Raw genomic sequence first — 13,167 nt, forward strand, 5'->3', positions numbered from 1 at the left:
TTTTAGCTGTGTCTTTGGTGAGGTAGTTAAATTTGATATGCTGATCAAGAGCAACTAACCGTAAAAACCATGCCCTCTCTTTCAATTTCTACTTTTCCCCTCACGGCTGTAGTGGGTCAAGAAGCCATAAAATTAGCTTTATTGCTAGTAGCTGTAGATCCAGGATTGGGGGGAATTGCGATTGCTGGTAGGCGTGGTACGGCTAAATCGGTTATGGCGCGGGCGCTGCATGATTTATTGCCACCGATTGAAGTAATTACAGGTAGCATATTCAACGAAGAAGCAGAAATCGATAACCTTGATACAAGAGTAATTCCGGCTCCTTTCGTGCAAATTCCCCTCGGTATTACCGAAGATCGGTTGCTTGGCTCGGTAGATGTAGAGCAGTCGGTAAAATCTGGAGAATCAGTATTTCAGCCGGGTTTACTCGCTCAAGCCCACCGGGGAGTTTTGTATGTAGACGAAATTAATTTATTAGATGACCAAATTAGCAATCAGTTATTGACGGTTTTAAGCGAAGGGCGCAACTTTATCGAACGAGAAGGTATTAGTTTCGATCATCCCTGTAAACCTTTATTTGTAGCTACTTACAATCCCGAAGAAGGTAATTTAAGAGAACATTTACTTGATCGCATTGCAATTACTTTAAGCGCCGATGCCATTTTGGGTTTAGATCAAAGAGTCCAAGCTGTAGACCAAGTTATTCAATACTCCGCCTCTCCTCAAGAGTTTCTAAAACAGTACGACGAAGACTTAGACAATCTCAAAACTCAAATTATTTTGGCGCGAGAATGGCTTAAAGATGTCACTATCAGCCAAGAACAAATTATTTATCTAGTTGATGAAGCGATCCGCGCTGGGGTACAAGGACATAGAGCCGAATTATTTGCGGCTAAAGTAGCTAAAGCGGCGGCGGCGATAGATGGACGAGATCGGGTGAATGCGGAAGATTTGCGCCGAGGAGTGGAACTTGCGATCGTTCCTAGAGCTACAATTATTCAAACGCCCCCAGAGGACTCACCACCGCCACCGCCACCACCTCCCCAAAATCAAGAAGAATCGCAGCAAGAGCAAGAGGAGCAAGACGAGCAAGAAGAACAAGAAGAACCTGACGAACCCCAAAAAGAAGAAGAACAGCCTAGTATTCCTGAAGAATTTGTTTTTGACGCAGAGGGGGTAATTTTAGATCCCAGCGTATTGTACTTTGCTCAAATGGCACAAAAACGGGGCAAATCTGGCGCTCGGAGTGTAATTTATTCTGACGATCGCGGACGTTATATTAAACCAATGTTGCCTAAAGGTGCGGTGCGCCGCATTGCTGTAGATGCAACCCTTAGAGCGGCTGCACCCTACCAAAAAACCCGCCGTGAACGTCAACCAGATAAGCGGGTAATAGTTGAACAATCCGATGTACGCGTCAAACGTTTAGTCCGTAAAGCTGGAGCGTTAATTGTCTTTGTCGTCGATGCTTCTGGCTCTATGGCATTAAATCGGATGCAATCAGCCAAGGGTGCAGTATTACGCCTGTTAACCGAAGCCTACGAAAACCGCGATCAAATATCTTTGATTCCCTTTCGCGGCGAACAAGCAGAAGTTTTATTACCCCCCACTCGTTCAATTTCCGCCGCCAAAAAGCGGCTAGAACGAATGCCTTGCGGTGGTGGCTCCCCCCTAGCTCACGGCTTAACTCAGGCGGTGAGAGTCGGCACTAATGCCCAAATGAGCGGCGATATTGGGCAGGTAGTCATTGTCGCAATTACCGATGGACGTGGGAATATTTCTTTATCGCGCAGTTTGGGCGAAACCATCCCCGAAGGCGAAAAACCCGATATCAAAGCCGAGTTACTCAACATTGCAGCAAGGATTCGGGCTTTGGGGATGCAGTTATTGGTAATTGATACCGAAAATAAGTTTATTTCTACAGGGTTTGCGAAGGAATTGGCGACAACATCTGGCGGGAAGTATTACCATTTACCAAAAGCTACTGATAGCGCGATCGCATCGGTAACTAAGGGTGCTATGGCAGATTTGCGATCGCGTTAGAAAGGAATCAATACATTTTCTGTTATTTCTTCGCGTACTGTACGGCTGACGTAACGTGCATGATTGAGACACTCTACCAATAGCTTATTGGCATAATAATATTGCTTCAATACTTGCTTTTGAGCCTTGCTAAACTGACAATTTTTTAGTTCTTGAGTGTAGCTGTGTATATGAGCAGTGTTTAACCCAGTATCGCCAGCAAAATCGTTATCCAACGTTAAAGCAAAGTCAAAGTCAATGTTAAGAATGAACTCTAAAGATAAAGCGCGAAAAGCTGAGGACTTGTAGGGGGATTTTATTTCCACAGATTTTTGCATATTCCAATTAAGAAAATGCAATAAAATTTCGTCTTTGGCAACTATCGCATTAGCTCTGTTTTTGATTAACTTGAGCAAATAATCTCCATTTCTCAGCATTCCAGCCAACAATAAAAATACTTCTTTCCAGCGATTTTCGGTTAAATGCTCTACTAAGTTTTGTAGGGATTTTTCTAGGAGTTGGGGTGTAGAACTATTGAGAATTTCTCTAGCAGTAAAATACTCTTGTAGCGCCAAATCAGAAAAGGAATAAATACCTTTTGATTGCTGTACAACTACTCCATGCTGCACTTCTATTGATTTTAGTACGGCTTTGCTATTAAGTTGCAATTCTTGGTAATTAGTTGTGGCGTTGGGCAAATTAGTAATGTAATCGCTAATATATTCCTCTACAATTTGCTGAGTAAAAAAGTAATCGCCATTGCTAAAAGTTTTCAGCGCGATATAACTTAGTAAGTCTTGCTTACTTTGTAAAGATATTTTTTTGTATATATCACTTCTTTCTGTCTCGTTATTGCTATCCCACTGTTTTAATAATATTTCTAATCCATTATTATAAAATTGCGAGTTGTTTAAGGGAAATTCTGAAGTTTCTTCAAATACCAAGTCCAGCATTGTTAGCAGCAAAGAATTTGTATTATTATTTTTAATACTTTGACGGCTGCTGCTTTTTTCTGCCTTGGCAATCTTTTTAGGCTCCGCCCATTTATGGCTAAAGTTAGTAATATGTATTTTGTCTACAGTCATCAGTTTTGAAAGGTTTGAATCTAAGTTATTTGCTAAAGCTTTCATAAGAATATTTTTATAGTTGCTGGTTTATTTAAAAGTTGCAGAAAGTTTCTAAGCGCCTGTTTGCAGCATTTGAGGTTGTAGTAAGCCGATTAATTGCTCTTTTCCTCTTTGCAAGTATCGAGTCACGGTCATTGGACTAATGCCAATTCTTTTAGCTGTTTCTTTGCGCGATAGCTCTTTGAGAAACACCAATTCAACGGCGGTTCTAGTATTTTCTTCCAATTGACTCATGGCTCCTCGCAATTGTTCCCGCTCTTCGTCTTGTTGTTGGCTAGTAGTCGCTTGAAAATCTGGTAAAATATCACCCAATGTTAGGGAACAATCAATATTTTGAACGACGGTACTATCTAAACTTATTGCCTTCCGATTTTGAGCCGCTAATTGACTGTCGTACCATTCTTGAATAGATACATTAAGTTGATGAGCAAGTTCTATATCTGTCGGACAACGACCTAAAGTTACAGTTAATTCTCTGCGAGTTTTTTGCCCTTGATTGTAAACTTCTTGCCACCGTCGAGGAATTTTTACAAGCCCAGAGCGATCACGTAAAAAATGCATGATTTCGCCGCGAATATAAGGTACGGCAAAAGAACTAAAAGCATAGCCTTGTTTAGGATTAAATCGCTCGATTGCCCGAATTAAACCAAAATAACCAATTTGTTCTAAGTCTTCGTAGGGTTCGGTGCATTGATGGCTAAAATGATGAGCTATTTTGCGGACTAATCCGGTATGTAAATTTACTAATCTATTGCGAAGCTGTATAGAGGGATTTTGATAATATGCAAATAGTAATTCTAGGCTGTTGGACTTGATACTAGATTGAGTGACCGCCATATAAACCCTACGTTAAATAATAATCTTTCTTACCAGGTAATAATTGAGGAGTCGTCGGTTGCACGTTCCTCAAATCGCTGAGATTATTGTCCGTAGAATAGCCAGAACAAACCATCGTTGTTTTACTGAATTTCTTAAAGACATTACTGGCAAGAGGCGCATTTCTACGTATATTTTCTGAGGAATTGAATAAATGATTAAATTTAATCGAAGAAAGGGGCGTTCAATTCAAGAGATTGAAGACTACATAAGGTAGTAAAAAATAAGTTTTAGCTGCTCTTTATACAATTAGTCTTAAAGCTGATGGAGAGAAGACTTTGATGGCGTTTAGATAAAAATCATCTCCGTACCAAGCTATAGCTAAAATAGAAGATGCAAGTATATGTATATAAAAGCGCGATCGCATGGACATTTCAGATATCAAGCGCGAAGTTGCCTTATTGTCTAGCCGCCTGGGTAAAACTCAGGACTATCTTTGACATCCCTGCACTAAACGCCAAAATTCAAGATTTAGAACAAGTAGCCTCAGTGCCAGAATTTTGGGAAGACCAAGAAGAAGCGCAAAAGACGTTGCAAGAGCTTGGCGGCGTTAAAGATCGCCTCAGCCAATACCACCAATGGCAGGCAGGTTTGGAGGATGCCAAGGCGGTTTTAGAGCTATTAGAACTAGAAAACGATGACTCTTTACTAAATGAGGCTCAAACGAACCTCTGTCAACTTAGCCGCGAACTTGACCTATGGGAGTTGCAACAATTGCTCTCTGGTACTTATGACGAAAAAGGCGCAGTTTTGACAATCAATGCTGGCGCAGGCGGAACCGATGCCCAAGATTGGGCCCAAATGCTGCTAAGAATGTACACTCGCTGGGCGGAGGAACATGGCTACAAGGTGGCTTTAGAGGAAATTTCTCAGGGAGAGGAGGCGGGGTTAAAGTCTGTGACTATAGAGATTGCAGGACGCTATGCTTACGGGTATTTGCGCTCGGAAAAAGGTACTCATCGTTTAGTCAGAATTTCGCCCTTTAATGCCAATGATAAGCGGCAAACAAGTTTTGCTGGGGTAGAAATCATGCCTTTGATTGACAACAGTGTTCATCTAGATATTCCTGAGAAAGATTTAGAAATTACGACAACTCGCGCTGGTGGTAAAGGTGGGCAAAATGTCAACAAAGTAGAAACCGCCGTGAGAATTGTTCACATTCCGACGGGAGTTGCAGTGCGTTGTACTCAAGAACGAAGTCAATTGCAGAATAAAGAAAAAGCCTTAGCTATTTTGAAAGCAAAGCTACTAATTATCGCTGAGGAGCAACGGGCCCAAGAAATTGCCGAAATTCGCGGCGACATAGTAGAAGCAGCCTGGGGAAACCAAATTCGTAATTACGTGTTTCATCCGTACCAAATGGTCAAAGATTTGCGTACCAATGTAGAAACAACGGCAGTTACAGATGTGATGAATGGGGAAATAGATTTATTTATTCAAGCTTATTTGCGCCAACAAAACCAAATAGTTGATAACTAAACTAGACTTGCACCAGGGGATGCACGTTAAATTGATGAAGTAATCTGTTAAAAATTTATTCTTAAGTATGAACACATCCACCACAGAAAAACCCGAACCAACAGTAGCAAAACCAAGTTACGTTAAGCTTGCCATGCGAAATATGGTACAGAAAGGGGGAACTTCTTTACAACATTTTGCCTTGACAGCGTTTGCTTTAGTAGCTGTACTGGTAGGGCTTGCCTACTTGACACACTAAGGAAATGGGGAAAACGTGTCAGGTAGAAGTAAACGTTCAAGACAGCCGCATTGATGAATCTTTGCACCCACAATCAGAGTCAATCACTCTCTGGGAAAAGTGGTTTGAGTGCTGGATTACTGACTTAAAATCTCAATTACCGACGGCAAATACTTACGAGCTTAGTTTGCGCTTAACGGATGATGCCGAAATTAGAGTTCTTAATCATCAATACCGCGAGCAAGATAAACCTACCGATGTCTTGGCTTTTGCAGCTTTAGAAGCAGATTTTCCTATGAATGAAAAAATGCGATCGCAACTGCCGCTATACCTTGGTGATATTGTTATCTCAGTAGATACTGCGAATCGGCAAGCTACTGAGCAGGGACATCCACTGCAAACAGAATTAGCTTGGCTGGCAACTCACGGTTTACTGCACCTTTTGGGTTGGGATCATCCTGATGAAACCAGCCTATTACAGATGCTAGAGCAGCAAGCTGTTTTGTTGCAACTGATCGGGCTAACCATTGAAAGGGACTACAATCCCTAAATTGGGTCGTAACTGCGACACAACTAATTTGCCCGTGACCGCCATCAAAACTGCTATAGCTATCAACCTAACAACTACTTTTTCTGCTGTCGTCTCCTGTCTATGCCTCAAAACCTTCCGACACCAACGCCCAGCCGACCAGAAAAGGTTGCTCCAGCGCGCGAGTTATCTTGGCTTGTAGCTGCAAATTTATTTGTTAGTTTTAAATATGCTTGGTGTGGAATAACTTACGCCTTTCAAACTCAGCGTAACTTTCGCATTCATGTAGGAGTAGGTGTTTTAGCCATGGGGTTAGCAATTTTTTTACAATTGCCACTTCTTGAAATGGCAGTAATTGGGCTAACCAGTGGTTTAGTGTTAGTGATGGAATTACTCAATACCGCGATAGAGTCGGTGGTCGATTTGGCTGTTAAGCAGTCTTACCACGATTTAGCAAAAATAGCTAAAGACTGTGCGGCGGCGGCGGTTTTAGTTTCCGCGCTGGTAGCGGTTTTAGTTGCAGGAGTTTTAATTATGCCGCCATTGATGGTGCTGATGCGAAGTCTTTGGGCGTAAGGGATAAGCTAATTTTTGCAGCGCTACTAAACCTAAACTAGGAGAAAATTGAGTTTTGATTATAGTTATTGATAATTACGATAGCTTTACTTATAACTTGGTACAGTATTTAGGGGAACTAGGGGCAGAGTTTCCCGTTGCTTCAGTTATTCAAGTTTACCGCAACGACCAAATTTCCCTTGAGCAAATCCGCCGATTGCAGCCAAAGGGAATTGTAATTTCTCCAGGCCCCGGTCGCCCGGAAGATGCGGGGATTTCTTTAGAGATAATTCGCACCCTAGGGCAAACTGTACCTATTTTGGGTGTATGTTTGGGTCATCAAAGCATCGGGCAAGTTTTTGGGGGTCAAATAGTCTCGGCTCCAGAATTAATGCACGGTAAAACCTCCCAAGTAACTCATACTGGTGTAGGCGTTTTTCGCGGTTTGGATAATCCTATGACCGCAACTCGATATCATAGTTTAGTCATTGAGCCGCAAACTTGCCCGGAAGCGCTTGAAATTACAGCGTGGGTGGAAGATGGCACGATTATGGGAGTTAGGCATCGCAATTACCCCCATATTGAAGGCGTACAGTTTCACCCCGAAAGCGTACTAACTACTTTGGGTAAGCAATTGTTACGAAATTTTTTGACACAACTACAGTCGTCCAGAGGGTGAGGAGAAATTGATGAAACGGCGACAAGTATTAGGTTATGCAGGAGCGGGGTTGGCAACAACGCTGTTGACAAATTTGAGTGCGACGGCGCAAACAGGGGAATCGTTAGCAGTAAAATGGTTGGGTCATACTTGCTTTTTGTTTAGTAGTGGCAAAACGCGAATTTTGGTTAATCCATTTCGGACGCTTGGTTGTACGGCAAAATACCGCGCTCCTAAAGTGGAATCGGGTTTAGTGCTAGTAAGTAGTCAGTTGTTGGATGAGGGAGCCATAGAAGGGCTGCCAGGTAAGCCTCAGCTAATTTACGAGCCTGGGGTATATCGATATAATGACATTCAAGTTCAAGGAATTAATACCTTTCATGATCGCTTTAATGGCAGAAGATTCGGCAATAATGTAGCTTGGCGCTGGAAGCAAGCAGGAATTAATATCTTGCATTTGGGTGGTGCGGCGGCTCCGATTACGATTGAACAAAAAATTCTCATGGGTCGTCCTGATGTGCTGTTAATTCCCGTTGGCGGTGGTGTTAAAGCTTACAATCCAACGGAGGCTCAAGCAGCGATTCGAGAGCTTAATCCAAAGTTGGTGATTCCGACTCATTACAGAACCCAAGCGGCGGATAGTAGTAGTTGCGACCTGGTGGCGGTAGACCAGTTTTTGGAATTAATGAAGGGTGTTGCTGTGCGTCGCGCTGATAGCGATACGGTGGCAATTAGTGCTGGCAACTTGCCTCAAAAAGATATGGCAATTCAGTTACTAAGTTACAAATTCTGAGTAATGCGATCGCATTTTTATAGAGACGTTTTAGTTGAGCAATCCTAAAACGTCTTTTTGTTTTTAATAATTTATTAGTTTTTTATTCGCTTTAATTTAGAGATGAGATAAAAATGCTACATGACTATGAGGAGCCAGAACAGCTAATATAACAGTCTCTTTACACTCTTTTTCAGTTGAAGCAGATGTCTCTTTAATACTTATCTAATTAAAAGAATGTATAAAATGAAACTTTGAATTCAATCGTTTATGTGTTAAAGTATACAGGACTAACTAATTAGGCTTCTAATGACTGCTTCGTGGTAGTAAAGATATATTTCAAAACTTTATAAACCAATATCGTCAAAAAACTTGAAACAACCCCGGTAAGTGAGAGGAGCTTTAAAGGTACAGCTTTGACTTATTAAATTTCCATCCATTAGCAAGAATTTAGTCTTCAACAACTTTGAATAAAATCTAAATGTGTTGAATTTTAGGATTATTAGTAATATCTTAAGCCGCAACCCTTATTAATACAAAAAACAATGAAAATTGGAATTTTAACCTATCACTGCACAACCAATTACGGAGCAGCTTTACAGGCTTATGCTTTACTAACGGCAATCAAGCAGCAAGGATGGAAAGATGTAGAGATTATTAACTATCAGCCTTATTCAATGCTTAAAAACTATTTTATTAGACCACTTCAGCCAATTAATAAAAAGCTTCAAATTAATACTCAGCTTTTTGTTAATTTAAGAAAATGTTTAAATATGAGAAAATTTTTACTGGATAACCTACCGTTAAGTAAAAACAGAGCCTATACAAAATCTAGCTTAAAAAAACATTATCAAAACTATGATTTGGTCATTTGTGGTAGCGATCAAATATGGCGCATTGATGCAACTTATGGCTTTAAATCGGCATTCTTTTTAGATTTCATAAATACTAATACTGGTTGCCGTAAAATGAGTTATGCTGCCAGCTTTAGCGATACAGATAGTTTAAAACAACATCAACAGTCAATAGCTCAATTACTCAAGAGTTTTGATAAAATTTTAGTGCGAGATTCTAACAGCTTACGATTAGTGCAAGAAGAATGCAGTCTTCCCGCAGTGAAAGTTGTAGATCCTACATTTTTGATCGACTATGATGCGATCGCAGTGTTGCCCAAAGTAACAAAAGAGTATCTATTAATGTACAACCAACAAGGTTTTACGACCTTAGAAGAAGACTTCATAAAAACTATTGCTACAAAACGAGGCTTAATAATAATTTCGATTGGACAAATTAACAAAATAGCGAGTATAAATATTGTGGAAGCCGATCCTAAAAAGTGGATAGGATATTTTAATAAAGCTGCTTATATTGTTACCAATACATATCATGGAACGATATTTTCAATGCTCTTCAAGAAGCAATTTACAGTAATTCTTAATGAGAACAAATCAAATAAAACTGGTGATTTATTAAAAGATTACGACTTAGAGGAGCGAATTTTTTCACCGCAATCCTACACCCAAGACTCAGAATATAACTTGATAGATATTGATTACAGTCAAGTTGAGCCAAAAATAAAATTAGCTGCAGCTAATTCTAAAAATTGTCTATTCAAAGCGATTGAGAGTAAAGTAGCTTGAGTAAATCTCTCTTAAAGTAGTGGTTTGAGAAAACAAGGCTTTTCTAGCGGTGCGAGGTATTCTGAAAAAAATTCATTGTCGCGTAACAGCACTGTCATAGCAACTTCATATCAAGGGCATAGATTAATAAAAGTAAGCGACAGTACACCTAAATTCTTGAAGATGCCAGTAAAAAGACCTAAATCCTGTCGGCAGCCTCAAAATATAATACTTAATACGGCCCCCAAAATGAACAATCAAAAAACAGCTTCTTGGCGCAAAAGCGCTACTTATTTATCGCTGATCCTCCTAGGTGCGGGAGCAACTTTTTCTGGTAATTATTTAGCTGACAAAACCCAAAGCGCGCCAGCAATTGCGGCTCCAGCTATTAGTAATAATGCGTCTCAATTACCCGGTGCGACTAATACTAACTTTGTTACCTCGGTAGTAGAGCAAGTAGGCCCGGCGGTTGTCCGCATCAATGCTTCGCGCACGGTAACGCGCAACATACCAAACGATCCGCGCTTGCGCCGCTTCTTTGGCAATGATTTACCGCGATCGGCAAGTAGAGTTGAAAGAGGAACCGGATCGGGCTTTATTATTAGCAAAGATGGACAGATTTTAACTAATGCCCACGTAGTTGATGGGGCGACAAATGTAAGTGTAATCTTAAAAGATGGTCGGCGCTTTACTGGTAAGGTGCTAGGCACAGATCCGGTAACGGATGTAGCTGTAATTAAGATTCAAGCCGATAACTTACCTACAGCGACTCTAGGCAATTCTGAGGGGTTAAAACCTGGAGAATGGGCGATCGCCATTGGCAATCCTTTAGGACTTGATAGCACCGTCACCACTGGAATTATCAGTGCTACAGGTCGTTCTAGCAGCGCTGTAGGTGTTCCTGATAAGCGGGTGGCATTTATTCAAACCGATGCGGCAATTAACCCCGGCAACTCTGGAGGCCCGCTATTAAATCAGCGTGGTGAAGTCATAGGGATGAATACAGCAATTATTCAAGGTACGCAAGGATTAGGTTTTGCTATTCCTATTAATACGGCGGGAAAAATTGCCAATCAATTAATTGCTCAAGGTAAGGTCGAACATCCTTATCTGGGAATTGAAATGGTTGCCCTTACGCCAGAAATCAAGCAAAATTTTAACAGCAATTCTGATAGCGGCTTCACAATTGCCGAAGATCGAGGTGTGTTAGTCGTCCGCGTTTTACCCAATTCACCCGCCGCCACTTCTGGCTTAAAAGCTGGGGATGTAATTCAAAAGCTTAATGGTCAAGCGGTAACGGACGCTGAGAGCATTCAAAAAGCTGTAGAAGATACATCTGTTGGTGGAAACTTGCGCTTAGACTTGCGCCGCAACGGGCAAACCCTGGATTTAGCGGTACGTCCCGGCGCACTACCGCAGAGCGTTCAGTAATTAAGCTACAGGTAGGAAAAACTTAAACGTACTACCTTTACCAAACTTACTTTCTACCGAGATTTCGCCGCCTTGCAACTCCACTAAACGGCGAGATATAGCAAGTCCGATTCCTGTCCCGCCTGAATGACGCGATCGCGATCTATCCGCCCGATAAAAGCGCTCGAATATATGGGGTAAATGTTCTGAAGCAATCCCAATTCCTGTATCTGTAACCGCTACCCACAATTTACCCGTTTCTGTCCAAGCAGACAGCGTAATCGAGCCAGAAATTGTATAAAGCAAAGCATTACCGAGTAAATTAACTAATATTTGCTCGGTTCGGTCTATATCTGCCCATACTAGCGGCAATTGGGGCGGACAGTCTAAAAGCAAAATGGGGCTTTCTTCATGCAATTGGTCGGCGAATCTTTGCACTAAAGAGGCTAGTAAGGGACGGATATTGAGAGACTGCAAATTAATTGCTAGATAGCCTGCTTCGGCTTTGGAAAGCTCTTGTAAATCGTTAACTAACCGCTCTAAACGCTTGGTTTCGGTGGATAGCCTGAGATAAATTTCCGCCGAAGGCTCTATTCCTCCCTCGGCTAGTTCTTCTAAATATCCCCGCACAATTGTTAGCGGGGTTCGCAATTCATGGGTTAAATCACTAATAAGTTCGCGCCGCCGTTGTTCTACACCTTCTAAACTAGCGGTCATGTGGTTAAAACTAGCACTAAGGCGATCAAGTTCGGGAATGTCACTATTGGGCAAACGTCGATCTAGCTGTCCGGCGGCGATTTGGCGGGTGATTTGTTCCATTTGGGTCAAACTAAGAACAATGCGCCGCGACACCCAATAACTTAAGGCTCCCGATGCTGTTGTGCTGACAACTAAAGACCAAAGCGTGCCGCGATACCAAGCATTTTCAAATCCTTCAATTAGTTGGGGACGAGCGTAACGCAAGCGATAACCTGTACCTTCTAACTGTTCTAAACGCAAAACAAAAAAGCGGGGTGAAGAAACTTTACCAATAATTACTAAGCTAAGAATGCCTACAAGCATTACAAGTAAGTGAGAAAAAAATAAACGCGATCGCAAATTCACTTGTTAAAGTTTTTTGGGGGTAGGTTGACCATTAATTAGCCGAATCTTCAAACTTATAACCCACGCCAACAATAGTTTTAATAAAAGTTGGATTGCTAGAATCTGGCTCGATTTTTTTCCGCAATCGGGCAACATGAGTATCTACGACTCTTTCATCGCCAAAAAAATCACTACCCCAAAGTTTATCTATTAACTGAGTACGATTCCAAACTCGTCCCGGATTGCTGACAAATAGTGTTAATAAGTTAAATTCTAAAGTTGTCAAATCGAGAATTTCTCCCGCCCCCGCCGTTAATTTGCGACTAGCCGAGCGACCATCTAGATCAATGATAAAATGTCCCGTCTTATATCCTTGATTTTGCCCTCCTTGGCGAAGACTGCGGCGCAATAACGCTCTAACTCTGGCAACTAATTCTCTGGGACTAAAAGGTTTGACTAAATAATCATCCGCGCCCGTAGATAAACCAATAACTCGATCTATTTCTTCACCTTTAGCCGTCAGCATCAAAATATAAGGATCTTTTGCTCCTGGTTTTTGCCGAATTCTGGCACATAATTCTAGCCCATCTAATCCAGGTAGCATTAAGTCAAGAATAATTAAATCTGGCTGTTGCTCTTGAATTACCCGCAATGCAGCTAAACCATCCCGGCTAATGTGGCAAACAAATCCTTCTTTTTCTAAAGATAGTTGGATTAATCTAGCTATTTCCGGTTCATCTTCAACAATCAAAATATCCATAAAGCGGTTAGCTTCCTGGTAGTGAATCCTAAAGGTGTAGTTGTAATACGGGCTGATTCA

The 13,167-nt window shown here is 41.4% G+C and carries 13 protein-coding genes; 9 read left to right on the plus strand and 4 right to left on the minus strand.

Annotated elements, in window-relative coordinates:
• Nucleotides 1-69 precede the first annotated feature (69 nt).
• Nucleotides 70-2,043: a magnesium chelatase ATPase subunit D gene (bchD, locus tag C7B70_RS14320; RefSeq protein ID WP_106369706.1), complete on the plus strand. Its 1,974-nt coding sequence runs from the start codon at nucleotides 70-72 to the stop codon at nucleotides 2,041-2,043.
• On the opposite strand, the gene C7B70_RS14325 is transcribed toward bchD, so the two are convergent.
• Together C7B70_RS14325 and C7B70_RS14330 are read right to left on the minus strand one after the other, a co-directional pair.
• Nucleotides 2,040-3,107, minus strand: a complete 1,068-nt coding sequence (locus C7B70_RS14325) for an NACHT domain-containing NTPase (RefSeq protein ID WP_146134057.1) — start codon at nucleotides 3,105-3,107, stop codon at nucleotides 2,040-2,042. The genes bchD and C7B70_RS14325 overlap by 4 nt on opposite strands.
• Before the next feature lie 93 nt (nucleotides 3,108-3,200).
• Nucleotides 3,201-3,986, minus strand: a complete 786-nt coding sequence (locus tag C7B70_RS14330) for an RNA polymerase sigma factor SigF (protein ID WP_106369708.1) — start codon at nucleotides 3,984-3,986, stop codon at nucleotides 3,201-3,203.
• 404 nt (nucleotides 3,987-4,390) lie between these two features.
• Here C7B70_RS14330 and prfB point away from each other — a divergent pair.
• From prfB to C7B70_RS14370, 8 genes are all read left to right on the plus strand, one after another.
• Nucleotides 4,391-5,504, plus strand: a protein-coding gene (gene prfB, locus C7B70_RS14335) for a peptide chain release factor 2 (RefSeq protein ID WP_146134058.1) whose coding sequence is annotated in 2 segments (ribosomal slippage) — nucleotides 4,391-4,462 and nucleotides 4,464-5,504 — 1,113 coding nt in all. Because the reading frame shifts where the segments join, the coding sequence is not laid out codon by codon here.
• Between the two features lie 67 nt (nucleotides 5,505-5,571).
• Complete coding sequence (locus C7B70_RS14340) at nucleotides 5,572-5,742, plus strand: DUF3285 domain-containing protein (RefSeq protein WP_106369709.1); 171 nt, start codon at nucleotides 5,572-5,574, stop codon at nucleotides 5,740-5,742.
• A 4-nt stretch (nucleotides 5,743-5,746) separates the two neighbouring features.
• On the plus strand, nucleotides 5,747-6,271 hold the full coding sequence (ybeY, locus tag C7B70_RS14345) for an rRNA maturation RNase YbeY (protein WP_106369710.1): 525 nt from the start codon (nucleotides 5,747-5,749) through the stop codon (nucleotides 6,269-6,271).
• A 102-nt stretch (nucleotides 6,272-6,373) separates the two neighbouring features.
• Entirely contained in the window at nucleotides 6,374-6,826 is a 453-nt protein-coding gene (locus tag C7B70_RS14350) for a diacylglycerol kinase family protein (RefSeq protein ID WP_106369711.1), read from the plus strand.
• Nucleotides 6,827-6,881: 55 nt separating this feature from the next.
• The gene (locus C7B70_RS14355; RefSeq protein WP_106369712.1) at nucleotides 6,882-7,484 is read left to right on the plus strand and encodes an aminodeoxychorismate/anthranilate synthase component II; all 603 of its coding nucleotides are present in this window, start codon (nucleotides 6,882-6,884) and stop codon (nucleotides 7,482-7,484) included.
• A 10-nt stretch (nucleotides 7,485-7,494) separates the two neighbouring features.
• The gene (locus C7B70_RS14360; protein WP_106369713.1) at nucleotides 7,495-8,256 is read left to right on the plus strand and encodes an MBL fold metallo-hydrolase; all 762 of its coding nucleotides are present in this window, start codon (nucleotides 7,495-7,497) and stop codon (nucleotides 8,254-8,256) included.
• Between the two features lie 524 nt (nucleotides 8,257-8,780).
• On the plus strand, nucleotides 8,781-9,875 hold the full coding sequence (locus tag C7B70_RS14365; protein ID WP_106369714.1) for a polysaccharide pyruvyl transferase family protein: 1,095 nt from the start codon (nucleotides 8,781-8,783) through the stop codon (nucleotides 9,873-9,875).
• A gap of 228 nt (nucleotides 9,876-10,103) precedes the next feature.
• Nucleotides 10,104-11,285: an HhoA/HhoB/HtrA family serine endopeptidase gene (locus C7B70_RS14370; RefSeq protein ID WP_199192270.1), complete on the plus strand. Its 1,182-nt coding sequence runs from the start codon at nucleotides 10,104-10,106 to the stop codon at nucleotides 11,283-11,285.
• On the opposite strand, the gene C7B70_RS14375 is transcribed toward C7B70_RS14370, so the two are convergent.
• Nucleotides 11,286-12,326, minus strand: coding sequence for a cell wall metabolism sensor histidine kinase WalK (locus C7B70_RS14375; RefSeq protein WP_199192274.1), 1,041 nt, complete (start codon nucleotides 12,324-12,326; stop codon nucleotides 11,286-11,288). It lies immediately after the preceding gene.
• A 73-nt stretch (nucleotides 12,327-12,399) separates the two neighbouring features.
• Entirely contained in the window at nucleotides 12,400-13,107 is a 708-nt protein-coding gene (locus tag C7B70_RS14380) for a response regulator transcription factor (protein ID WP_106369717.1), read from the minus strand.
• Between the last annotated feature and the right edge of the window lie 60 nt (nucleotides 13,108-13,167).

This window comes from Chlorogloea sp. CCALA 695 (genome assembly GCF_003003885.1).
Classification (GTDB): domain Bacteria; phylum Cyanobacteriota; class Cyanobacteriia; order Cyanobacteriales; family Chroococcidiopsidaceae; genus Aliterella.

Coding starts and splice junctions, on each gene's coding strand:
- C7B70_RS14325 (WP_146134057.1), bottom strand. CDS start 3,107: ATGACTGTAGACAAAATACATATTACTAACTTTAGCCATAAATGGGCG.
- ybeY (WP_106369710.1), top strand. CDS start 5,747: ATGGGGAAAACGTGTCAGGTAGAAGTAAACGTTCAAGACAGCCGCATT.
- C7B70_RS14365 (WP_106369714.1), top strand. CDS start 8,781: ATGAAAATTGGAATTTTAACCTATCACTGCACAACCAATTACGGAGCA.
- C7B70_RS14330 (WP_106369708.1), bottom strand. CDS start 3,986: ATGGCGGTCACTCAATCTAGTATCAAGTCCAACAGCCTAGAATTACTA.
- C7B70_RS14360 (WP_106369713.1), top strand. CDS start 7,495: ATGAAACGGCGACAAGTATTAGGTTATGCAGGAGCGGGGTTGGCAACA.
- C7B70_RS14375 (WP_199192274.1), bottom strand. CDS start 12,326: ATGCTTGTAGGCATTCTTAGCTTAGTAATTATTGGTAAAGTTTCTTCA.
- C7B70_RS14380 (WP_106369717.1), bottom strand. CDS start 13,107: ATGGATATTTTGATTGTTGAAGATGAACCGGAAATAGCTAGATTAATC.
- C7B70_RS14340 (WP_106369709.1), top strand. CDS start 5,572: ATGAACACATCCACCACAGAAAAACCCGAACCAACAGTAGCAAAACCA.
- C7B70_RS14350 (WP_106369711.1), top strand. CDS start 6,374: ATGCCTCAAAACCTTCCGACACCAACGCCCAGCCGACCAGAAAAGGTT.
- C7B70_RS14370 (WP_199192270.1), top strand. CDS start 10,104: ATGAACAATCAAAAAACAGCTTCTTGGCGCAAAAGCGCTACTTATTTA.
- bchD (WP_106369706.1), top strand. CDS start 70: ATGCCCTCTCTTTCAATTTCTACTTTTCCCCTCACGGCTGTAGTGGGT.